The organism is Winogradskyella sp. (genome assembly GCF_016744625.1).
Lineage (GTDB): Bacteria > Bacteroidota > Bacteroidia > Flavobacteriales > Flavobacteriaceae > Winogradskyella.
In genome coordinates, this window is record NZ_JADGDZ010000001.1 from 30194 (window position 1) to 56197 (window position 26004).

Annotated in this window: 13 protein-coding genes and 1 tRNA gene; 8 read left to right on the forward strand and 6 right to left on the reverse strand. The window is 33.1% G+C overall.

The features are described from left to right. Positions 1 to 72 precede the first annotated feature (72 nt). From QZZ53_RS00115 to QZZ53_RS00125, 3 genes are all read right to left on the reverse strand, one after another. Positions 73 to 1593 (reverse strand): RagB/SusD family nutrient uptake outer membrane protein, encoded by a 1521-nt coding sequence (locus QZZ53_RS00115; RefSeq protein ID WP_296380176.1) that lies wholly within the window; start codon positions 1591 to 1593, stop codon positions 73 to 75. A gap of 21 nt (positions 1594 to 1614) precedes the next feature. Then, positions 1615 to 4692 (reverse strand): TonB-dependent receptor, encoded by a 3078-nt coding sequence (locus QZZ53_RS00120; RefSeq protein ID WP_296380178.1) that lies wholly within the window; start codon positions 4690 to 4692, stop codon positions 1615 to 1617. A gap of 268 nt (positions 4693 to 4960) precedes the next feature. Continuing rightward, positions 4961 to 6643 (reverse strand): tetratricopeptide repeat protein, encoded by a 1683-nt coding sequence (locus tag QZZ53_RS00125; protein ID WP_296380180.1) that lies wholly within the window; start codon positions 6641 to 6643, stop codon positions 4961 to 4963. Positions 6644 to 6785: 142 nt separating this feature from the next. Here QZZ53_RS00125 and QZZ53_RS00130 point away from each other — a divergent pair, with 142 nt between their 5' ends. From QZZ53_RS00130 to QZZ53_RS00140, 3 genes are read left to right on the forward strand one after another with little or no spacing between them, the layout of a single operon-like run. After that, positions 6786 to 8780 carry a trehalase family glycosidase gene (locus QZZ53_RS00130; RefSeq protein WP_296380182.1) on the forward strand — a complete coding sequence of 665 codons (1995 nt, stop codon included), beginning with the start codon at positions 6786 to 6788 and terminating at the stop codon, positions 8778 to 8780. Next, positions 8773 to 11808 carry an aminotransferase class III-fold pyridoxal phosphate-dependent enzyme gene (locus QZZ53_RS00135; RefSeq protein ID WP_296380184.1) on the forward strand — a complete coding sequence of 1012 codons (3036 nt, stop codon included), beginning with the start codon at positions 8773 to 8775 and terminating at the stop codon, positions 11806 to 11808. The genes QZZ53_RS00130 and QZZ53_RS00135 overlap by 8 nt, the downstream gene beginning before the upstream one ends. Before the next feature lie 10 nt (positions 11809 to 11818). Further along, entirely contained in the window at positions 11819 to 14965 is a 3147-nt protein-coding gene (locus tag QZZ53_RS00140; protein ID WP_296380187.1) for a glycoside hydrolase family 2 TIM barrel-domain containing protein, read from the forward strand. Positions 14966 to 15036: 71 nt separating this feature from the next. Here the strand turns inward: QZZ53_RS00140 and QZZ53_RS00145 are convergent. Beyond that, positions 15037 to 15118, reverse strand: a tRNA-Leu gene (locus QZZ53_RS00145). Between the two features lie 141 nt (positions 15119 to 15259). Here QZZ53_RS00145 and QZZ53_RS00150 point away from each other — a divergent pair. From QZZ53_RS00150 to pth, 3 genes are all read left to right on the forward strand, one after another. Next, positions 15260 to 16201: a ribose-phosphate pyrophosphokinase gene (locus QZZ53_RS00150; RefSeq protein ID WP_296380189.1), complete on the forward strand. Its 942-nt coding sequence runs from the start codon at positions 15260 to 15262 to the stop codon at positions 16199 to 16201. Between the two features lie 169 nt (positions 16202 to 16370). Next, positions 16371 to 17015, forward strand: coding sequence for a 50S ribosomal protein L25/general stress protein Ctc (locus tag QZZ53_RS00155; protein ID WP_296380190.1), 645 nt, complete (start codon positions 16371 to 16373; stop codon positions 17013 to 17015). A 75-nt stretch (positions 17016 to 17090) separates the two neighbouring features. Continuing rightward, positions 17091 to 17723 carry an aminoacyl-tRNA hydrolase gene (gene pth, locus QZZ53_RS00160; protein WP_296380192.1) on the forward strand — a complete coding sequence of 211 codons (633 nt, stop codon included), beginning with the start codon at positions 17091 to 17093 and terminating at the stop codon, positions 17721 to 17723. A 45-nt stretch (positions 17724 to 17768) separates the two neighbouring features. Here pth and QZZ53_RS00165 read toward each other — a convergent pair whose 3' ends face one another. Beyond that, complete coding sequence (locus tag QZZ53_RS00165; RefSeq protein WP_296380194.1) at positions 17769 to 18677, reverse strand: type IX secretion system membrane protein PorP/SprF; 909 nt, start codon at positions 18675 to 18677, stop codon at positions 17769 to 17771. 25 nt (positions 18678 to 18702) lie between these two features. Next, a complete protein-coding gene (locus QZZ53_RS17110; RefSeq protein ID WP_365940141.1) occupies positions 18703 to 23655 on the reverse strand; it encodes a thrombospondin type 3 repeat-containing protein in 4953 nt (1650 codons plus the stop codon). A 78-nt stretch (positions 23656 to 23733) separates the two neighbouring features. Here QZZ53_RS17110 and QZZ53_RS00185 point away from each other — a divergent pair, with 78 nt between their 5' ends. Both QZZ53_RS00185 and QZZ53_RS00190 read left to right on the forward strand, forming a co-directional pair. Then, positions 23734 to 24666: a bifunctional riboflavin kinase/FAD synthetase gene (locus QZZ53_RS00185; protein ID WP_296380198.1), complete on the forward strand. Its 933-nt coding sequence runs from the start codon at positions 23734 to 23736 to the stop codon at positions 24664 to 24666. Then, positions 24659 to 25966, forward strand: coding sequence for an HTTM domain-containing protein (locus tag QZZ53_RS00190; protein WP_296380201.1), 1308 nt, complete (start codon positions 24659 to 24661; stop codon positions 25964 to 25966). The genes QZZ53_RS00185 and QZZ53_RS00190 overlap by 8 nt, the downstream gene beginning before the upstream one ends. Positions 25967 to 26004: the final 38 nt, after the last annotated feature.

The following is a 26004-nucleotide window of genomic DNA, read 5'->3' on the forward strand; positions in this document are numbered from 1 at the left end:
ACCTAGAAATATTAATCCCTAGGTGAATTCTGCTATTAATCAATTGTAAAACAAACTCAAAAACTTACATAATTACCAACCTGGATTTGGATCTAAATTGGTGTTTATATTTATCTCTTGTAATGGTATAGGGAACACTACATGCTTATCTTGAAAACTCTCTGCAAATGGCTTGCTGTGATTAATTAACGTTGTGCCTATTGCTTCTGTAGCAGTACTACCACGATGCCATCTATACAAATCAAACCAACGAATCCCAAACTCCATAGCTAACTCTACAGGACGCTCATGATGACGTATTTGTGTACGTAGTTCTTCTTTTGTCATAGATCCTAATAGTGCAGCACCACCACGTAATCTTACAATGTTAACTTGCTCTATGGCTAAAGGTGTACTGTTGTTTTCGTTTAAAGCTTCTGCATACATTAATAAAACATCAGCATAACGAATCACAGAAATATTAGAACCATTATAAAAGTTTTCATCTGCATTAAATGCATACTTTTTAAAGTATTTAGGATGATTTAAATTTTCTGCAACACTAGCATATGTTTCATTTTGTTCTGAATCTCTGCTATACATTTCAGAATTAGGATCATCAAAGAAAATACTTTCATAAACTCTATCACTAATTTCACCTCCCACAGCTAAATCTGTTTGCATTTCGTCAACTATCCATTGTGAAGGATAAAATAATTCCCAACCTCCAAAGGCATAAGGTGACACTTGAAAATTAAGAACCTGACGCTCATCATTTCCGTTAGAACGATCACCAGTAAATTGAATTTCAAAAACACTTTCATTTCCGTTTTCAGCTAATCCGTTAAAGTTATCTGCATAATTTGGTAATAAGGAATAACCCATACCTGTAACTTCTTGTAATTTAGTTTCTGCTTCACCCCATTTTTCTTGGAATAAATAGACTTTTCCTAATAATGATTTAGCAGCACCTTTTGTAGCTCTACCGCTCCACTCAGCAGAATAACTTGTTGGTAAATCTACCTCTGCTTCAGAAAGATCTGTTTCTATTTGTGCCCAAACCGCAGATGGTGCAGCTTGATTTGGAAATAAATTTTCTAAATCGCCACTAAACGTAGTTACAAGTGGTACATTTTCAAAACCAGTTACTAACCAAAAATAATAGTATGCTCTTAAGAATTTAGCTTCTGCAACAAGTCCTTTTTTAGTATCGTCAGAAAGTGCTTCCATATTAGGAACTTGTTGTAGCATCTGATTTGCTCTACCAATTCCTGCATAACTAGCTTTCCACACACTAAATGGCCCACTTTCTTCTGTAGTATTAGAAAAACTTGCTAAAGAACGTCCATAGGTTTCTGCTGTATTATTTTCTATATCGTCTGCTCTGTAAGCCATTGACGTATATATCTCTTCAAAAAACTCCCATTTACTGCCACTTGCACTTTGCATTGCAGCATATGTTGCCGTTAGAGCTTGCATCGCATGATCCTCAGTTTGCCAAAAACTTTCTTCGGTCAGCACCTCTTTATTTTCAACATTAATAAAATCATCGCTACATGAATTTAAAAATCCAATAAAGATTACTGTTATAATTAGATATTTAATTTTTTTCATTTTACTTTTTTTAAATTTAATTTACATTGAAATATTTACGCCTAATATAAACGACTTAGATAATGGATAAAATCCTCTATCTACTCCTCTTGTAAAAGTTCCACCGTTTGCAAGTCCTGGATCGAACCCTGAATAATCTGTAATTGTAAACAAATTATTAGCTGTAACATATACTCTAGCATTAGTCATTGATAGTTTAGAAGCTAGAGATTCTGGAAGCGTATAACCTATTTGAATATTTTTTAATCTAAAATAAGATCCATTTTCTAAAAAATAACTCGAAGGACGAATATTATTATTTGGATCTCCAAACACATTTCTTGGTATATTACTTCCTGTGTTTTGAGGTGTCCAAGCGTTTAATAAATCCGACGACATATTATTTCTATCTGTTCTATACAACCACATTTTTACACCATTGTAGATTTTGTTGCCTTGCGTACCTTGAAAGAACATACTCACATCAAAATTTTTGTATTTGGCATTAAAATTTAAGCCATATTCGAAATCTGGAAGACCGCTACCCATATATCTTTTATCTTCATCTCCTAAAGTTCCATTTCCACTTATATCTTTAAATCTAAGGTCTCCAGGTTGTGCATCTGGCTGAGCTCCATGAGCATCAATTTCTGCTTGATTTTGAAAAATCCCATCAGCTTCAAATAAATAAAAACGTCCAATCTCACCACCAACCTCTGTTCTCGTTGTTGGGAAGTTATTAAACTCAATAAAACCATCTGTGAAAGACTCATTTGCTATACCAAGTTTTGTTACCTTATTTTTTGAGCTACTTATATTTGCTGACACATCAAAAATAAAGTCTTTATCCGTATCACTATTATAAGTAAGAGATAAACCCCATCCTTTATTTTCTAAATCACCTCCATTTGTTAATGGAAATGATGTAATACCAGATGAAGCAGGTATTGGCACAGATACTAACATATCTGTTGTTTTAGATGTATAGTAATCAAACGTTGCTGTAATACTATTGTTTAAAAAACCTAAATCTACACCAAAATTAGTAGTTGCTGTTTCTTCCCATTGAATATCTGGAGTTGGCAAAGAGTTGGCAATTGCACCAACCAAAACGTTTTGGCTAACACCTTCTCCAAAAGGGTAATTTAACTGTTGTCCTCCCGAACCAATTCGAGCTAAAAATAAATGCTCACCAATAAGTTGATTACCTAAAGTACCATAACTAAATCTAGGCTTTATTTTACTAAACAAATCTGATTCGAAGAAACCTTCCTTGTGTAATGCCCAACCTAAAGACATAGAATAGAAAGTACCATATTTATTATCTGGTCCAAATCTAGATGACCCATCTCTTCTTATACTAGTTTGTAAATAATACTTTTTATCGAAATCGTAATTTATACGTCCAAAATAAGACTGCAATGTGCTTGTTGAATTAAATCCATAAGATGATTCATCACCAATACCAGCACCTAAAGCCTGTAATTGGTCTGATGCTAAAGTATTGTTTGATCCACCAACTGATCTAAATTGACTTTTTTCTCGTGATATACCTAATAACACATCTACATCATGGTCTCCAAACTGCTTACGATAATTTAAAGTGTTATTCAGAGTCCATTCGTTAGTTCTTGATCTTGACTCATCTAACAATGGATTATCATTTGTAGACTGTGGACCAAAATCATATGTTGGTAAGAAAAATGAAAAATGCGTGTTCTCTACATTTGCTCCAAATTGAAATTGATAGTTTAAACCTTCTATAATTTCTAATTTAGCAGCTACATTAAACTGCATGTAATCATTTTGGTCTGTTCTATCAGTAATTTCAGCTTCACCAATAGGATTCCCAGACCCTAAACCATCTGCTGGAGTAGCATATCCATTAATAGAATTTGAATCATAAATTGCCTTATGTGGTAATTGAGAATAAATATTCAAAAATGGAGAGAAACTCGCATTACCACCTCCAATAGGTTCAAAAATACCACGTGTATTTTCTCTAGTATAACTTAGACCTGGAGAAATTTTCAATCTATCGTTAAATAGTTTGAAATCCATATTAAGACGTGTATTAAGTCTATCAAAATTCGTATTCACTACAGTACCTGAATTATCAAAGTATCCTGCAGAAAAGATATAATTCATTTTTTCCGTACCTCCTGATATTCCAATATCATGTTTTTGCTCAAAAGCGTTGTCTATATATTCCCCAACCCAATCAGAATCAGAATACTGTTCTCCGCTAGTTAAATAAGGGGCTGGTGTAATACCAGCGTTGTTGTATGCATTTAGTTTAATTTGGTCGTGTTGACTTCTATTCGCCACACTTACATTATCACTAACAGACTGCGTACTCATATAAGATCCAATTGTTACTCTTGGCTCACCAGATTTCCCCCTTTTTGTGGTAACAATTACCACACCATTTGAAGCTCTAGAACCATAAATGGTTGCTGCTGAAGCATCTTTTAATACGCTTATATTTGCAATATCTGCTGGATTAACATATGAAAGGTCTCCAGGAATTCCGTCAATAACAAATAATGGGTTGTTATTCCCAATTGTTCCTAAACCTCTAATTCTTATCACAGGATCACTTCCTGGAGCACCAGACGCAGAAGACACATTAACACCTGCTGCCTGTCCTTGTAATGAAGTTGCAACACTAGATGTCGGAATTTTTTGAAGTTCAGCAACATCAACAGTTGAAATTGCAGATGTTACTTCTTCTCTTTTTTGAGTTCCAAAACCAACTAAAACCACTGCATCTAAACTCTCTGCACTTTCTACTAAAGAAACATTTATGGTTGTTTGGTCACCAACTGTAATCTCTTGAGTTAAAAAACCCAAATAACTATATACTAATATAGATTGATTGTTTGGTACTTCAATAGAATAATTTCCCTCAAAGTCAGTTTGCACTCCAACACTTTGATTACTTTTGAGTATGACTGTTGCTCCTGGAAGTGGAGCTCCAGTATTGTCAGTAATAGTTCCGTTTACTATAATACTCTGAGAAAAAGCATTATTAGTAAACCCAAACGTTACAAACATAAAAAGCAATAAAAACAGACCTCTAAAAGTGCCGTTTTGATTTTTTGATTGTTTTTTTTTCATATTGATTAGTTTATTGATTAGTCTTACCTCAACGTTAATTTGAGCATGTGGTTTGTAGTTGTCTCAAATATGAAGTTATTTTAGGGTATTACCTTAAAAACCACCTTTACTTAACCTTTACATTACTCTTAATCCACTCTTTATTAGTGGAATTAAGATTCAATGCAATCCTATATAAAATAATTTATGAATGTGCTAATAAGAACACTATTTAAGCACTTTAGTATAATTAACAACAATTAAAAGAAGATCAAACGTTATTAAAAACTTAGATGTTTTCTAAAAAACTAACTAGATTCACTTTTTTCTCTAAACTTAACTTTTTTCTTAACCTGTGTCTTCCTATTTCTACAGAATTTAAAGAAATATTATTAAGATTTGCAATTTCTTTTGAGCTTAGTTTTAGTTTAACCTGCACTGCTAATTGCACATCTTTATCTGTTAAATGAGGATACTTCTTCTTAATTCTAAATAAAAAATCGCTTTGCAAGGTTTCTACATTTGTATGAAATCTCTGAATATCTTCATTAAAATCAAACTTAAACGTAAACTCTTTTATAAGATCATTAATGTCTTTTTTAAGTTGATTTATATCTGTAAAATTTAAACTCTTAAATGATTTTGTTAGATCTTTATATATTGATGTTCTCTGTGATATAAATAAAGCTAAGTTTGTTAATTCCTTTTTGCGGAACTCTAGTTTGTGTTCAAGGTTTTCTCTTAGTAAAGATTGTGTTTTTAATTTTTCTTTAGACAACCTATTACGTTGTGCATAGAAAGCTTTACGTTTTATCATATTACTCCATAAATATAGGATTATCAAAATTGCTATTACAGCCAATAAAATTGAACCTATTAATATGTATTTTCTCTTTTGCGCCTCTAAATTACGTTGTTGCTCTAATATCTTTATTTCCGATTCTTGGCGTTCTGCTTCATAAAGAATTCTCATTTCGGCCAGCTTCTCACTTTTATTACTTGAGAAAATTTCAGCTTTCCCATCTTCATATTTTTTATAAGATTCAAACGCCTTTTTGTAATTACCTATAGCTAAAAAATATTCAGAATGAATTCTATCATTTTCAACAATCCACTCCTTATTACCTACAAGACTATCTGAAATAAGACGAGCTTCTTCAATAAGTTTAAAACATTTATCATATTCTCCTAGTTCTAAATTAACAATTGCTAGTTCGTTTAATATCACTGCTTTATTTTGAACATCATTGATTTTGTTAGAAATAACTAATGACGAATCTAAAAACTTCTTTGCTGACACCATATCACCAGTTTTCCGGTAACAAAGCCCCATATTTGTCATAGTTTCAGAGATTCTATCCTTATTATTAAACTCTTTTTTTAATTCTAAAGATTTTCTAAAGTAAGACAATGCTAGATGACAATTTTTCTTTTTATCATAGATTAAACCAATACTATTGTAACTGTATGCAATGCGTTGTTTGTCATTTATTTTTTCATGTATACTTAGAGTTTCCATATGATACTCTAAAGCTTTGTCGTAATAACCTATATCATAATACAACCATCCTAATGTCCTTAATGTAAAGGCTAAATCGTAGTCCTCTCCTCTTTCTTTTCGTATTTCAAGCGATTGTAATCCTAATTGCAGTGCTTTATCATAAACATCATTGAATAAATGACCTTGACACAGATTAATAAGCGCAAGTCCTTCCTGATTTTTATTCTTAAACTTTTGAGACAACTGCAAAGCCTCTGTTGCATATACAATAGTGCTGTCTGGATTTATAGACCAATAGATTTCTGCTATCCTATTTAATAAAGGCACTCTTTCTTCACCAAAAGATTTTGGTAAAACTATTAAAAGGCTATCTAATTCGACTTGAGAGTCACTTGGGTTTTCATCCCAAATGTTAGTTTGAGCATAAGTTGAAAAACTAAAAAGGAATATAATAATTAGTGCATTCTTCATAATGATAACAAAAATGATAATTGTTCAATTTTTTAACCTGTAAGGTAAAGTAAAGGTATTTTTTAGAGTAATTATAAATTATTTTCGGAATTTGTTTCTTGAATAATTTAAATCTAAACCTCATATATTTCAAACCATCAAAATGAAAAGAATTTTTCAATACTTAATTGGAGTAATCATACTAACTTGTATAGGGTGTAAACAGCAGGCCAATGGTGAAACTATTACTTCGTTGGCGTATCTAAAGAATAGTGAGAATACTTTAGATTTTGGTATTACACCAAGACACAAATACGACAGAGATGGATTAATGTATTCTGACCAAGGTGCATGGTTTGCCTTTGGCATACAAGATTCTACTCAAGATGTTATTGGGTTTTCAGGTCCATTTTTAATGACTCAACAAAATGGCACTTGGAGTAGTAAAAATTTAACAGGGTTAAAAATCACAAACCAAAAACTAGAATTAAACACCACTCGTTCCTTCAATAGTCATTTAGAACAATCTTTTCAAAACAAAGAAATCAGTGTTACACAATATCTTACTTATATCTCAGGTCATACAGCATTAGTAAAGTCTGAATTTACTAATACTTCCAACACTAATTTAGAATTGCAAATAAATTGGGAAAGTCAATCTATATTAGCTGATAGTCTATCAATGACAAGTAGCAAAAATGAGTTGATAATTACATCAAAATTAAGCACTGCGATAGGACATATTCTTTTTCCTAAAAACATAGTTATTCCTAGTATAGGTAGCACCTATTTTACAAATCAGTATTTAATAAATTTAAAACCGAATGAAACCAAATCAGTTGTAGTTTCTCAATCATTTATTTTCCCAGAATACTCATGGGAGGACGAACTAGAACTCATCAAAAAAACCAATTTCGATTCAATTTTAAAAATTCGAAAAACAGAAAAAAGCAATCAACTCAATGCTTTAATAAAAAAACGGAAAACTCGATTTAAAGACAGCATTTACGCTCAAGTACTAACGAAAGCACATTTAACACTTCAAAATAATTGGCGTATTCCGGCAGGTGAAATAAAACACGAAGGATTATTTCCAAGTTACCATTATGTTTGGTTTAACGGTTTCTGGTCATGGGACTCATGGAAGCATTCAGTAGGACTTTCGCACTTTGATACAAGATTAGCCAAAGAACAAATTAAATTAATGTTTGATTTTCAATTGGACGATGGATTTATCGTTGATTGCGTATATAGAGATACACTAATTGAAGCACATAACTGGCGAGACACAAAACCTCCTTTATCTGCCTGGGCTGTAGCAAAAATTTATGAAAAAGACAAAGATATCGAGTTCATAAAGTATATGTACCCTAAACTAAAAAAGTATCATAATTGGTGGTACAACAAACGTGATCACGATCAAGATGGTATTTGCGAATATGGATCAACTGATGGATCTGCAATTGCTTCAAAATGGGAAAGTGGAATGGACAATGCAATACGTTTTGATAATATTGAAATGCTAAAAAATTCTGAAGGTGCTTATTCTATGAATCAAGAAAGCGTTGATTTAAACGCTTATTTATATGCCGAAAAATTATTCTTGGCAGATTTAGCAGATGCTTTAGAGTTAGATGATTCAAATACATATCGAAAGGATGCTGATGCTTTAAAAATTAAGGTGCAAACCCAATTTTTCGACACAGAAGATGGATGGTTTTACGATACCAACATAGAAGGAAATACATTTATTAAAGGAGAAGGTAGCGAAGGCTGGACAGCACTTTGGGCAAACGCGGCAACACAAGAACAAGCCGAAGCTGTTAAAAACCGCATGATGAATCCAAAAAAATTCTATACACATGTACCTTTTCAAACTATGAGTGCTGACCATCCTAAATTTGACCCATTAAAAGGTTATTGGAGAGGACCTAATTGGTTTGATCAATCTTATTTTGGCACAAAAGGCTTGCGTAATTATGGATTTAAAGAAGAAGCAGATAAAGCTACTATTCAGATATTGAAAGGAGCAGAAGGTTTATTAGACAAAGGAATGTCTATTAGAGAGAATTATCACCCGCTAACAGGAAAAGGTGGCAATGCCAAAAATTTTAGTTGGAGTGCTGCACATATAATAATGATGCTATTAGATGAATAATTATTTAGATATAAAAATATCAAATACACAAGCTGAACAAATATTGTTTAAGCTTTTTGGTTTTTCTGGAAACGCTTCAGAATTACCAGGTGAAGTCGATTTTAATTTTAGGATTAAAGTCGAAAATGGCGATGGTTATATTTTAAAAATATCACGACCTGATGAAGATGATAATTATTTAGATTTCCAACAGAAACTACTTCAATATGTTGAAAATCAAGGAGCAAATTTAATTGCGCCACAAGTTGTAAAAAATCTTAACAATAATGTGATTTCTGAAATTACTGACGATAATGGAACAATAAGAAAAGTACGTTTACTTACTTGGGTTCCAGGTCGAATTTGGAGAAGCGTTAATCCGCAATTAGATAGTCTTCGTTTTAGTTTGGGTGAACAATGCGGACTACTAACAAAAGCTCTTCAAGGTTTTGATCATCAAGAAGCGCATCGCGATTTTGAATGGGATGTTGCACAATCTACATGGACAAAAGATTATTTACATCTTTTTGAAGCTGAAGAAAAAGAGATAATTTCCTATTTCTTAAATCGCTTTGAATCAAATAAAAGTAGTTACAACAAACTTCGAAAAGCTGTGGTTCACAACGATGCTAACGACAACAATGTGATTGTTTCATCAGAATTAATTAATCCAAATGTTAAGGCTGCAATAGATTATGGTGACGCCATAAACACACAGGTTATTAATGATGTTGCCATTGCTTGTGCTTATGCAATAATGAATCACAATGATGCTTTAGATGCAGCATTGCCACTTGTTTCTGGATACCACTCTACCTTCTCATTACAAGAAGAAGAGCTCGTTCATTTATATAATGCTATTGCAATGCGCTTGCTAATTACAGTCACAAAATCTGCAATTAATAAGATTAAAGAACCTGATAACGAATACTTACTAATAAGCGAAAAACCAGCTTGGGAAGTACTAAAAAAATGGTTTGAAGTAAGCACAGATCTTGCTCATTTTAGTTTTCGTTTTGCTTGCGGTTATACAGCACACCCAAATGAAGAAATCTTTAAATCTTGGGCTGCGACACAAAAATTTAAAATAACAGATTTATTACCTTCAGCTTCAAGTGATGATATCAAATCAATCGACTTAAGTGTTTCAAGTACTTGGATAGGGCACGAATTTGAATTCAATGATATTGACTATTTTCAATTTAAAATAGAAAAATTACAGCAACAACATCCTAATAAAGTTCTTTCTGGAGGTTATTCAGAACCACGTCCAATATATACTTCAACTGCTTATGATAAAATTGGTAATAAAGGTCGAGAAAGTAGATCTATCCATTTAGGAATAGATGTTTGGCTTCCTGCTCACACAGCAGTTCATGCCATGTTTGATGGTAAAGTTATAACCGCAGTTAATGATGCTGGTGATAAAGAATATGGAGGATTAGTTATTCTTAAACATAAGACTAATGACTTCACATTCTACACACTTTATGGTCACAATACAGTGGAAAGTGTTACAAAACATAAGATTGGTGACATTATAAATAAAGGTGAAAAAATTGCCGAATTAGGTGATCCAAAGGAAAATGGAAATTGGGCACCTCATCTACATTTTCAAATCATGTTATCTACACTTAATTATAAGATTGATTTCCCAGGAGTTGCATATTTTAATCAAGTTGATGTTTGGAAAAGCATTTGTCCAGATCCAAATTTATTATTTAAATCGGATGCACTTGAAAACAACAACATTACCTCAAATAAAGATTTAATTTCTTATCGTAAACAACATTTAGGAAAAAGCTTGAGTCTTCAATATAACACACCAATTAAAATGGTTCGTGGCGCTGGTCCTTATTTAATAGATCAGTATGCAAGAAAGTATTTAGACACTGTAAACAACGTTGCTCATGTAGGACACGAACATCCTAATGTCGTAAAAGCAGGTCAACAACAAATGGCTTTAATTAATACAAATTCTCGCTATTTACATGATAACATCAACAATTTAGCGAAAGAAATTCTTGAAACACTACCTTCAGAATTAAGCGTATTACATTTTGTGAATTCTGGTAGTGAAGCTAATGAACTGGCAATTAGAATGGTGAAAGCGGTAACAGGTGAGCGAGATATAATAGCATCAGAAGTTGGTTATCATGGTAATACCAATATGTGCGTAGATATTTCTTCCTATAAATTTGATGGCAAAGGCGGTTCTGGTGCACCAGAGCACACTCACATTTTTCCATTACCTGACGCATTTAGAGGAAAATATAAAGGTGAAAATTCAGGCGAAGAATATGCAAAGGAAGTACAGAAATGTATTGATAAAATTCATGAAAAAGGACGTAATGTTGGCGCCTTTATAATTGAACCAATTATTAGTTGCGGTGGACAAATTGAACTTCCTAAGGGATTTCTAACAAAAGCATACAACTATATTCGAAAAGCTGGAGGACTTTGTATTTCTGATGAAGTACAAGTTGGTTGTGGTCGTATGGGTAAAACATTTTGGGGCTTTCAATTGCATGATGTTGTTCCCGATATAATAACTATAGGAAAACCATTAGGAAATGGTCATCCATTAGCTGCGGTGGTTTGCACACAAGATGTAGCAAAGAAATTTGCGAATGGCATGGAGTATTTTAACACCTTTGGAGGCAATCCCGTTTCTTGTGCTATTGGAACAGCTGTTTTAAAAACCGTTAAGAATGAAAAACTTCAAGAAAACGCTCTTGAGGTTGGAAACTTTTTAAAAGAAGAACTACAAAAACTTGCTAAAGATTTTTCAATCATTGGAGATGTTCGAGGTCAAGGTCTCTTTTTAGGAATTGAACTTGTCGATTCTAAAATGAATCCTTTAGCTAAACAAACAGATTATCTTGCTAACAGAATGAAAGATTATGGTATTCTCATGAGTACTGATGGTCCAGATTATAATGTCCTTAAAATTAAACCGCCAATTGTGTTTAATAAGCAACACGCAAAAGATTTATTGCTCTATTTAAAACAGGTCTTGTCTGAAGACTTTATGACAACTTTTAATTAAAAACTACAGAATGAAGTTAAAATATATACTCATACTCACTACCTTGTTTATTGTTACAAGTTGCAATCAAGAGCCTTTACCAGAAGTCGCTGAACAAACTTTTCATTTTAATCATGAAATTTTCGAGGAAAACAAATTAGCACCTAGAGCTACATTTTTTGCTTTTGAAGATGCTAGTTTACAGAATAAAGAAAAATCTAAACGTTATTTAAGTTTAAATGGAGAATGGACTTTTAATTGGGTTAAAAACCCTAAAAAAAGACCTACGACCTTTCAAAATAAAAATTATGATGATAGTGATTGGACATCTATTAAGGTGCCTGCAAACTGGGAAGTTGAAGGGTTTGGAAATCCAATATATTTAGATGAACGTTATCCTTTTACTACAAAATGGCCAGATGTACCAACTGACTATAATCCAGTTGGCACCTATAGAAAAACAATTGAATTAGATGATTCTTTTTTAAATGAGGATATTATTTTACACTTCGCTGGTGCAAAATCAGCTATGTACCTATATATCAATGAACAATATATAGGTTATTCTCAAGGCAGTAAAACACCTGCTGAATTCAATATTTCTAAATTTTTAAATGCAGGTGAAAATCTAATTGCCATGCAAATGTATCGATGGAGTGATGCTAGCTATTTAGAAAGTCAAGACTTTTTACGTTTAAGTGGTATAGAACGCGACGTATATTTATATACAAGACCAAAAACTCACATTGAAGATTATTATACTTACACATCTCTCGATGATTCTTATTCTGACGGAATATTTAATGGAAAAGTAACTCTTCTAAACGAATCAGAACAAAATGCAAAACGACATATTGCTTTAGAAATATTCGACGGTGAAACCAGTATTTATAAAACAAATAGTGATATTGAAATTGAGGCCAATTCATCAATTGAGATTGATGCTAATTATGAGGTTGAAAATGTTAAACAATGGTCTGCAGAAGAGCCTAATCTTTATACAGTAAATATTGTATTAGAAGACACAGAAAATTCTATTAATAATCAATATATAACTAGACATTTAGGATTTAAACGTGTAGAAATTAAAGATAGTCAGGTTCTAATAAATGGTAAGCCTATTTATATTCGAGGAGTAGATCGTCACGAAACTGATCCTTTTACTGGACATGTAGTATCGAAAGAATCTATGGAAAAAGACATTCTATTAATGAAGCAGAACAACATAAATGCAGTACGTTCTTCTCATTATCCTAATGACCCATACTGGCTAGACCTTTGTGACAAATATGGGCTTTATGTTGTCGATGAAGCTAATATAGAAAGTCACCCATTAGCAATAAATAAAGATACACAAATTGGTAATGAAATGTCATGGTTTCCTGCACATATGATGCGTACTCAACGAATGTATTATAGAGACCGAAACCATCCTTCAATATATTCATGGTCTTTAGGAAATGAAGCTGGTGAAGGTGAAATTTTCAAAACAACTTATAAGTGGTTAAAGGAACAGGACAACAATCGAATTGTGCAGTACGAACCTGCACACAAAGACGACTATACAGATATTTATTGTCCAATGTATCCGAAGCCAAAATATCTAATCAATCATGGTAAATCAAAATCTGACAAGCCTTCTATAATGATTGAATATGCTCATGCAATGGGGAATTCTGTAGGTAATCTTCAAGATTATTGGGATATTATAGAAACTTACGACAATCTTCAAGGAGGCTATATTTGGGATTGGGTGGATCAAGCTTTAGAATATAAAGATGATAACGGTAATCCATATCTTGCTTATGGTCATGATTATCATCCAGATTTACCAACAGACGGCAACTTTTTAAATAATGGATTAGTAGATCCTTATCGTAATCCTCATCCGCATTTATCTGAAGTAAAAAAAGTATATGAACCTGTTCAAATAAACTATTTAGGAAATGGTACTATAGAAATTGAAAACAAAAATTTCTTCTCGAACCTTTCAGATAAAACTTTAGAATTAAAACTGCTAGTAGATGGAAAATCACAAAAGTTAAAATCGAATATTGAATTAAATATCAATCCGAGATCTAAATCGGAACTCAGTTTTACTGAAATTCCTGACATATTTATTCCAGAAAGTGAATATATCTTAGAAGTGAGTTTGAAACAAAAGACTGAAACAAAAGCAATTCCCGAAGGACATGAAATTGCATGGGATCAATTTGTTCTTAATAAAGGTAAAAGCTTCAATTATAAAAACATTGGTAATAAACTTGAAATTATTTCTGGAAATCAAATTCAGATAAAAAATAATATTATCGATATAAAATTAAACTCAAAAACTGGAGAAATTGCAAATTGGCAACATAACGGCGCAGAAATAACTTCAAACCCTATTCGTCCAAATTTTTGGAGACCACCAACTGATAATGATTTAGGAAACCGAATGGACAAATGGGCAATAGTATGGCAAAATGCAACCTATAATTATGTTGCAAGTTTGACTAAAGGATCAGTGAAAAACAATAATCACGTTGAATATATTGTTGAGTACAAACTTCCAAATGATGAAGCCAAAGTTGAAGCAAAATATAGCGTATTTCCTTCAGGTCGAATAAATGTTAAACTTAGTGTAAAACCAAATGGTAGCGATTTACCAAATATTCCTCGAATAGGAATGTATATGACGCTTCACAATAAGTTTTCTGAAGTCGCTTGGTATGGAAATGGTCCTGATGAATCTTATTGGGATAGAAAATCGGGTCAAAAAACAGGATTATATTCGGGAATGATTACAGGTCAATTTCATCGTTATCCAAGACCTCAAGAAACTGGAAACAAAACAGATGTTCGTTGGATTAAGCTTGAATCGGATGAAATAAATCTTACTGCAAGTGGTAATGGACTATTAAATTCGAGTGTTTGGCCATTTACAATGAAGGAAATTGATTTTGATAGTTCTGAAGCAGGAGAATCCGCTTCCGGACTTGTACCTGTAACGAAAAGACATGGTGCAGATATTAAAATAGGAAAGACCGTTCAATGGAATATTGATATGCTTCAAATGGGTGTTGGAGGAGACAATTCTTGGGGAAGCCATGTGCATCAAGAATATACGATTCCTGCTAATAAAACTTATGAATACTCGTTTAGTATTGAACCAAATTCAATTCCTAAACAAAACTAAGAGTGCCTTATATTTACTACTCCATAAAAACAAACAAAAAAGCCCAATCGATTAGATTGGGCTTTTTTTCGTACTCAAGGCGGGAATCGAACCCGCACGTCTTGCGACATTGGATTTTGAATCCAACGTGTCTACCAATTCCACCACTTGAGCAATTTTGGACTGCAAAAATAGAAAATAATTTCTGCCAAGCAATTAAATTTAGTGGGTTTTATGCTTTTGCAAGTAAAATAATTCCCTAAATTTGAACTTTGAAATAAATTAAACAATTAGACACTAAACCATTGAAAACAAATGTCATACGAAACTACTGAAGCCAAAATTTTTACATGTAATCAAAGTCGAGATTTAGCAGAACAAATTGCTAAAGCTTATGGAGTTAAATTAGGCAACGTTATTACATCTACTTACAGTGATGGAGAATTTCAACCTTCTTATGAAGAATCTATTCGTGGTACACGTGTTTTCATTATAGGATCTACACATCCTGGCCCTGAGAATTTAATGGAAATGTTATTGATGATTGATGCAGCTAAACGAGCATCTGCAAGACATATTACGGCCGTTATGCCTTATTTTGGTTGGGCTAGACAAGACAGAAAAGACAAACCAAGAGTGCCAATTGCTGCGAAATTAGTAGCAAAAATGTTAGAAGTCGCAGGTGCAACTCGTATTATTACAATGGATTTACACGCAGATCAAATCCAAGGATTCTTCGAAAAACCTGTGGATCATTTATTTGCTTCAACTGTATTTTTACCTTATTTAAAAAGCTTAAACCTAGATAATTTAACTATTGCTTCACCAGATATGGGAGGTTCCAAACGTGCATATGCATACTCTAAAGCCTTAAAAAGTGACGTAGTAATTTGTTACAAACAACGTGCTAAAGCAAATGTGATTTCTCACATGGAACTGATTGGTGATGTTACGGGGAAAAACGTTGTACTCGTTGATGATATGGTAGATACAGCTGGCACATTAACAAAAGCAGCAGATTTAATGATGGAACGTGGTGCAAAAAGTGTTAGGGCAATTTGTACACACCCAATTTTATCTGGTAGTGCTTACGAAAGACTTGAAGCATCTAAACTCGAAGAATTAATTGTAACAGACTCTATTCCTCTTCAAAAAGAAAGTAAAAAATTAAGAGTTATAAGCTGTGCCGATTTATTTGCTGCAGTTATGTATAATGTACATCATAATCAGTCTATTAGTAATAAATTTGTGATGTAAATTACCTCTTATAAACTTCAATCTTCTTACTACTTTGCTCATTTTTATTTTTACGTATTTCTGTGCAAATAAAAAAGACAGCAAAACACTAGTAATTAAGCATAAAATTTATAAATTTGCAGCCCTCAAAATGAGGGAATTAAATATTTATTAAATAAACATTTTAAAAATGAAATCAATTACAATCAATGGATCTCAAAGAGAAAGCGTAGGTAAAAAAGCAACAAAAGCCTTACGTAATGCTGGTCAGGTTCCTTGCGTATTATACGGAGGAGACAAGCCACTACATTTCTCAGCACCAGAATTGGCTTTCTCAAAGTTAGTGTACACTCCAGATGCGCTTACTGTTGTGATTGCATTAGACAGTGGTGAATCACTTAGCGCTATTATGCAAGACATTCAATTTCACCCTGTAACAGACAGAATTCTTCATGTAGATTTCTATCAAACTTTCGAAGATAAAGAAATTATGATGGAGATTCCTGTACACATTATTGGTGCATCTCAAGGTGTTCTAAATGGTGGTGTATTAAGAAGAAACCAACGTAAATTAAGAGTTAAAGCTATTCCAGCTAACTTACCAGATTTTTTAGAAGCAGATATTACTCCCTTAAAAATTGGAAGTAAGCTTTATATTACTGAGTTAGAAAATGACGGTTTTACATTCTTACATCCAGATAACACGGTTGTATGTCAAGTAAGACGTTCTAGAGCTGCACTTGTTGAAGAAGAAGAAGAAGAGGAAGAAGAAGGAGCTGAAGGAGCAACAGCTGAAGGAACTGAAGGAGCAACAGCTGAAGCGGCACAAGAATAGATAAAAACTATTTCAAATATTTAAAAAGCATTCTTTTACAGAATGCTTTTTTTATTTTTACACAAAGTTGACTCAATGTGTAGGTTTTTAAAAAAATGGTTTGGTTTTGGTAATAAGATTGAAAAAGAGGAAATAGATATCATGAAAAAGTTCTTAATCGTTGGCTTAGGAAACATCGGTGCAAAATATGCTGATACCAGACACAATATTGGTTTCAAAATTCTGGATTATCTAGTCAAAGCAGAAGATACCTCGTTCGAAACATTAAAACTTGGTGACGTAGCTACTTTTAAAATAAAAGGACGCATACTTATACTTCTTAAGCCAAGTACTTATATGAACCTTAGTGGTAAGGCTTTAAAATATTGGTTAGAAAAGGAAAAGATTCCATTAGAAAATCTCTTAGTTATTACAGATGATCTTAATTTACCTTTCGGATCTCTTCGTTTAAAGACTAAGGGAAGCGATGGAGGTCATAATGGTTTAAAGGATATTCAAGATAAGTTGCAAACTACAAAATACAACCGTTTTAGATTTGGTATAAACGATACGTTTAGTAAAGGACGACAAGTAGATTATGTGCTTGGCGAATGGAATGAATACGAAAATTCAAAATTAGATGAGCGTTTAAAAATAGCCTCAGATCTTATAAAATCTTTTGCATTAGCTGGTGTAAATAATACCATGAATCAGTTTAATGGAAAATAAAAAGACTGCAATAAGCAGTCTTTTTATTTTAATCTTTCAATTTTACTAATTAGAAGTTTTCCTGTTTTTAAAATTCAATCTCAGTAAGATTTCATGAGTACCATTACTGTTGTTTGAAATTTCATCTCTAGTTGAGCTTTCATATGCATAACCTACATTCATCCAATCAGCAATACTTAACATTACTAATCCACTGATTGCTTCGTCTGTTCTGTAAGCCGCACCAATTTCAAATTTATCAAAAAAACGAAACGCTGCTGTTAGATCTAAAGATATAGGTGAACCACTAACGTACCTTATCATAGTTGAAGGTCTAAACTCGGTACTCTCACTAATATCAAAGTTATAACCTCCAGATAAATATACATGTGCTTCTTGAGTAGCTTGTGTCACCCTGCCTTCGGACTTATCAATTCTTTCACTAGAAAGAATACTTGGTACAGAAAGTGACAAGTAATACTTATCATGCATCAAATATGCTCCTGCTCCAAAATTTGGTCTAAAACCTGTATCTATGTTGTTTAATGCAGGATCAGATGGTAATCCAATATTAATCAGATTTTCTCTATCAATATCATAAGTACGTCCTCCAGCTTTTAATCCTAAGAATAAATTAGCAGTCTCTGACACTTGAAGTCGGTAAGAAAAATCAACATTAAAACTTGTTTGGCTCTCAACAAATACTTGATCGCTTACAAGTGACAACCCTAGACCTATTTTATTTCCAAAAGGTTGGGCATAAAAAAAACTTTGTGTTTCTGGAGCTCCTAGTACACTTATCCATTGACTCCTAAAACTAGAGGTTAAGCTAGTATTTCCGTCTGCACCAGCATAAGCTGGGTTTATAACGTTCATTGTATATCTATACAAGGAATAGTTGGGTTCTTGTTGAGCATATAATGACCCAAACAAAAGAAAAGCGACTATTGTTAAAGTGTTTTTATAAAATTTCATTGTATTCATTTTAAGTTATATGCTTCTATAGAGTTAAATAAATCCATCCTGTTAATATCGTTATACCATCACCAGTTTGGTCTATCTGGTAATAATATGATCCTGTTGGCAAAGTGTCACCACTAAAAGTTCCTCTCCAATCATTATTATATCCCTTGGTGCTAAACACCTCTTTTCCCCATCTATTAAACACTTTAATCTCCATGTTGGGATATCTTTCAGCATTTAAAATAAACCATGTATCATTTATATTATCATCATTTGGAGTTAAAACATCATTTACAATTATGCCATCACAAGCATCACCAATACCGTTGCCATTAACATCTGTTTGATCTGGGTTTGGATCAAATTGACAATTATCTTCAACGTCTAGAACCATATCATTATCATCATCATCATCACAAACATCACCTAAACCATCCATATCATTATCTGCCTGATCTGGATTTGGTGTAGTAGGACAATTATCACTATCATTTAACACTCCATCCCCATCAATATCGTCATCACATAGATCTCCTTGACCATCTCCGTCGATATCAGACTGATCTGTATTTACTGTTAATGGACAATTATCATTCTCATTTAAAATTGTATCACCATCTAAATCATTTGGGTTACGTGTACCACAAATATCTAATGAAACTGAATTGATAGTTCCTCCATCTAAATCACCAAAAGTATCCGTTACGGTTAATATCCATGAGCCACCAGAAATACCTCCATTAAAACCTGTTAAATCCCCTTCTGGAATAAAACTTCCTGTAAAAGGTGCTGTTCCAGATTCGATACCAGCGACAGCGTCTGCGTCAAATACTGTGTTACTATAGTTTTGACCACCGAATCCGCCGTTACCAGATGTTAATTCAACACTTACACCTTCTGGGCTAGTTAAAATAATATCTAAATCTGCAGCCCAAGTATGGGTTATATCAATCGTAACGTTTACATCATTTATAATAAAGCCTTCCATGATATTAATTGTACTCGTATAACTCAAACCATCATCAACAGAATCTGCTATAGTTATTGGAAGATCCATTGATAACCCAAAACCACATTCAATATCACAAGCATCACCAATACCATTACCATTAAAGTCGCCTTGGTCTGTATTTGCTGTTTCAGGACAATTATCATCTTCATTTAAAATGCCATCATTATCCATATCGTCATCACAAACATCGCCTATACCGTCATTATCTATATCTGATTGATCTGTATTCGCTGTCATTGGACAATTGTCTTCTCCATTAGGAATACCATCCTCATCATTATCATCTTGCACAAACCCACAAACTTCTAATGACCAACTATCAATAGTACCTGTATCTTGTCCAGCTCCATCTGCAACATTTAAGGTCCAAATACCTCCAGAATTTTCATCATTAAATACGGCTAATGCTTCTTCTGGCATGAAACTTCCAGTAAATGGTGCTGCTCCAACTTGAATGGATATGCCTGCATCATCATCAAAAACCGTAGTGATAAAATTATCCCCATTACCACCATTTTGAGTTGATAAAATTGCAGATGTTCCTAAAGGACTCGTAAGAATTAATGTTAAATCACCATCAAATGTATGCGTAATATTTACTGTTACATTAACATCTGTTATTATAAATGCTTCAGTAAAATCAATACCAGAATCAATACCATTGTTAAAGTTGTCTGGGATATCAATTGGTGTGTCTGTAGAATCAAATAATCCACATTCCGTATCACATACATCACCAATATTATTGCCGTTTACATCAGATTGATCAGGATTAGCAGTTATTGGACAATTATCATCATCATTCAATATACCATCTCCATCAATATCATCATCACATACATCACCAATACCATCGTTGTCTAAATCTTCTTGATCTGCATTTGCAATATCAGGACAATTATCTGAATCATCTGGCAAACCATCGTTGTCACTATCGGTTTGTGGTATTCCACAAATCTCAATTGACCAACTATCTAAAGTCCCTGAAATAAATAAAAGTGTATCTGATACATTTAAAGTCCAATCACCACCTGAAAAGCCACCATTAAGTTGAGATAAATCTCCATCTGGCTGAAAAGCACCAGTAAATGGTGCAGCACCAGAACCTATTGGTGTAGTTGCATCACTATCAAATACTGTATTAGTATAATTATCTCCATCATCACCATTACTGGCAGAAAGCATAACTTCTGTACCATCTGGTGCAATTAGTTTTATTGTTAAATCTTCCGTCCAATTGTGTGTTAGGTTGACTGTAACATTGACATCGGTTATAACAGTTGTCGTTGGAATATTTATAACAGAGTTGATACCAAATGGGTTTGAATCAGGAACATCTATAGGCGTATCTGTGGAGTCATAAAATGAGCATAAGATATTAGCAGTAGTAAAACTTGCCTGAGAATATACTCCAGTACCACAGTCATTAACTCCTCTAACTCGCCAAAAATATTCAGTTACAATATTTAAAGTAGTTACTGTAAAGTTTGGATTATTTGCTACTGTTCCTGCTACGATATTTGTAAATGCAGCATCAGTGGCAACATCAACTTCATAAGCTGTAGCATTAGGATCAATATCCCAAGTAAGTGTCGCATTATCTGCCTCTACATCTGTTGAACCATCTGTAGGTGTCAATAAATTTAATACTGCTAAATTGGTATCATAAACATTAAAATCTGCATCAGCCGTTTTAGTAATCGAACCAGAAGTTCCTACTAATTGAAAAGGGTAATTTCCTACTGCTAAACTTCCTGTACCAGAAATTGTAACGGTAACATTAGTGTCATCATCAGTTGCTGTGGCTGGCACAAACACAACTGTGGCTCCAGCAGGTAAACCTGTTGCGCTAAATGTAGTAATATCACTAAAGCCTAAGAAAGTATTATAAGTAAAATTATATATCGCATCATCAGGCGAACAAACGTCAACTGAATTATCAGATACATTTAAAACAAATTCTGATTCTTGCAATGAAAAATTCGTTGCGTTAATTGCATAAAAAACATTGTTATTCCCTTCAACTTTAACTCGCACTGTAGATGAATCACCTCCTGTAATAGGAACAGTTACACTATGTGAACCATCATTTGGTACATCTGTTGCCATAACGTAAGGATATGTAAATCCCCCATCAATAGACAACAAAATATTAACCGTTGGAGTATTCACTGCTCCTGTGTCAGTACCTGCAACATCCCAAGTTACAATCTGGGTAGAACCTGCATCCCATGTTTCATTTGTAGTCTGTGATGTCAATGTAAAAGGTCCTGCAGAACCTTCTACAGTAACTGCCATTGTATCGAAATCACTTTGAGGTGTTTGTCCAACACCATTAGCTTCACTTCTATCTCTGACTGTTAAAGCAAAATTTAAAGCTCTACTAACATTTGAAACCGTTTCCCATGAGGAATTATCAGCAGTTACAACAGGATTAGTTTCCGTTAATTGTCCGGAAATAACACGTTCAATAATTGGCATATAGCGATCTGTAACCGTGCTTGGCGGTCTCGATCTCCATACAGATCCAGATATTTTATCTGGTCCAAAATTCCCAGAAGTTGTTGTTCCATCATCTATTTGCTCCCATGTATAGGTTAATACATCTCCTCCATCTGTATCTGTAGCAGCACCTTTTAACACAAAAGCTGTACCTATAGGAATCGTATAATCAGATCCTGCATCTGCAACTGGTGGATTATTGGTTATTGCAGTACCTGTCCAACATGTTCTATTCTCTAAGTTATTTAATATTTGATTAATACTGAAATAATGAAAATAAGGATCTGAATGATTTTGCACATCATTTCCGCCAGTAATACCAGCATATCCCATTATTGTTGTTCCACTACCAGGTTCTAAATTAGCACCTGCTCCTTCATTGTTCATAGAAAAAGTGTGAGTTCCTCCCATTTGGTGACCAATTTCATGTGGTACATAGTCAATATCGAAGAAATCTGACATGTAAGGTCCACCATCGTTATCTGTAAATTGGTGTGCAGAAAAACCACTCCCTTTAGAGCCATCGACACAAACACAACCTATACATCCTGCGTTTCCATTATTACCCGCAAAAGTAAATAGATGTCCTATATCATAATTTGCTTCACCAGTATTAGCTGTTAAAGTACTTTGTAATTCACCATTTAGATTTCCACCATATGGATCACTACCTGCATCTGGAAAAATAATTTCAGTACCTGTTACCAAGGTAAAAGTTACTGCCATATCTACTTCAAAAACTTCGTTAACTCTATTTAATGTAGATACTACCTGTGCTAAAGCATCTTCCTGAGCATCTCCATTGCTACCATCACCATCGTCCCAAAAATTAGTGTACTCACCTGTTGTAGAAATCGCTATTCTAAAGGTTCTTAAAGTTTGGTCGTTAGCATCTCTATTTGCAATTCCATTGGTGTCAATTGGAAAAAACTCATCTTCAGTTAAACATTCAAAATCTTTTAACACCTCTGTTCTCACTTCTCTACTGTAAACAATATATGATGAGCTATCCGTTTTACTTAATGGAACCATAAAATTAATCGGAGCATCCAGATACGAAATCATGGTTTGTAATCCTTGAGGTGTAACGCTAAAACGTGCTCTAGTACCAGAATGTTCTGCACTAAACCCTAAATAAGTTTTAATATTGGGATATAATTCAGATAATTCATCTGATAATATTGGTGCTTCAACCACTATAAATTGTTCTAATTCTCCTTTTACATTTGGAAGATAAACTCTAGAATTAGATAGTGTATTTGTAGAAGAACGCAAAGGTGCGTTTGCAAGTTGCGCTTTAAACGCATCCATATCTAACTGATACGTTTGATAAAATTTTTGATTAAGGGTAGTTTGTTTGCCATTAACATTCAAATCTGTTCTATTAGTTTTCTGCCAATAACTCTGCTGAGCTATTGCGGAAAACACCGTTAAAAACATGGATAATGACAAAACAAAATGTAGCTTTGTTTTCATAAGTTTTTGTGTAGAAAATTAAAATTTTCCGAATTTAAGATTTTTTTAACAAATACGAATTATAATCCTAATAAAATATTGAAAATTAACAAAACACACGATTTAATTGCGAATTCAGCAAAAGTTACAACTATCGGAACCTTTGATGGTGTCCATATTGGTCATCAAAAAATTCTGAAAAAAGTCGTGAAACTTGCTGAAAAACAGGCTTATTTGCCTGTTGTTTTAACTTTATTTCCTCATCCAAGAATGGTCCTTCAAAAAGATGATTCTATAAAGTTGTTAAACACTATAGATGAGCGCATTGACATTTTAAAATCTCTGGGTATTAAAGGTGTCATTGTAAAAGAATTCACAAAAGAATTTGCTAACCTTTCCGCTAAAGATTATGTAAAAAACATCTTAGTAGATGAATTAAACACGAAACAAATTGTAATTGGCTACGATCATCATTTTGGAAAAAACAGAAGTGCTAACATTGAGGATTTAAAAATATTTGCTCAACACTATGATTTTAAGGTTGAAGAAATTTTAGCACAAGATATTAAAGACGTTACTGTAAGTTCTACAAAAATTAGAAATGCACTAGATAAAGGAGAAGTTGCTTTAGCTAATTTATTTTTAGGCTATAACTATTTTATTACTGGTACTGTAATTAAAGGAAAAGGTTTAGGGAGAACAATCGATTTCCCAACAGCGAACATACATATTAAAGAGTCTTATAAATTAATTCCAAATGATGGTGTTTATGTGGTTAAATCTCAAATTAAAAATGAGATTATCTATGGTATGATAAATATCGGAACCAACCCAACAGTTGATGGAAAAACACGTTCTATTGAGGTTCATTTTTTTAATTTTAATGAAGATATATATGATTCTAAATTAAAAATTGAATTTCTTAAACGTCTAAGAAGCGAGGAAAAGTTTAAAAATATTGAAGCTTTAAAGACTCAACTTAAAAGAGATAAAGTGAATGCTTTAGATTATATTAACACTTTAAATGAATAAGCTTCTATTTAAACATATTGACAATTCGGGTCTTATTGTTTTTAGAATCGTCTTTGGGTTACTTTGTTTTTTAGAATCTTTTGGTGCTGTATTTACAGGTTGGATAAGACGCACACTCATTGAACCAGAATTCACATTCTCGTTTATTGGTTTTGAGTGGTTACAACCCTTACCTGGAGATTGGATGTATGCATATTACATTGTCATGGCAATTTTCGGATTGTTCATTATGGTTGGTTATAAATACCGATTTAGCATATTAATGTTTGCTCTTATGTGGACTGCAACATATCTAATGCAAAAATCATCTTACAACAATCATTATTATTTACTCATGTTATTGAGTTTTTTAATGGTGCTGTTACCTGCAAATAAGTATGCATCTTTAGATGTAAAATTCAATTCATCTTTAAAAAGAATATCCATGCCGAGTTGGTGCAAATGGGTTTTTGTGTTACAATTATTTATCCTTTATACTTATGCTTCTATTGCAAAATTATATCCTGACTGGTTAGATACGTCTGTGATTGCCCTACTCCTAAAGAGTAAAGCTAGTTATCCATTAATTGGAGAACTTTTACAACAAAAATCGGTACATTATTTTATTGCTTATGGAGGTATTTTATTCGATGGTCTTATAATCCCGTTACTACTTTTCAAACAGACAAGAAAGTTTGCATTTTTCGCATCCATATTTTTCCATCTTTTTAATTCTATTGTTTTTCAAATTGGTATATTTCCTTATTTGTCTTTAGCGTTTAGTCTGTTCTTTTTTGAACCTAAAACAATTAGAGACTTATTCTTAAAGAAAAAAGAGTTTTATAATGCTGAAAGAATCATTACTCCAAAATATAATACTGTTTTAGTAAGTCTATTCTCAATCTACTTTTTAATTCATATTGCACTTCCGCTACGTCATCATTTTTTTAAAGACGACGTACTTTGGACCGAAGAAGGTCATAGATTATCTTGGAGAATGATGTTACGTGCAAAAAGCGGTAGTGTCAACTACTCAGTAATAGACGCAGAAACTAATAATCCTATCCCTATAAAATTAAACGATTACCTCACTAAAAAACAAAAGCGCGGAGCGAGTACTAAACCAGATATGATTTGGCAATTTGCGCAACATTTAAAACAAGATTTTGCTCAGAAAGGTAAAACAGTAAAGGTATACGTCAGAGCTTATGTAGGCATTAATGGAAAGCCATCAAAACAACTAATAGATCCAAATGTTAATATTGCCAATGAAGAATGGCACCACTTTAAACATCACGATTGGATATTACCTTCAAAATAGAGGTCTTTTTATTTTTATCTGGTTAAAATCTTTTTACA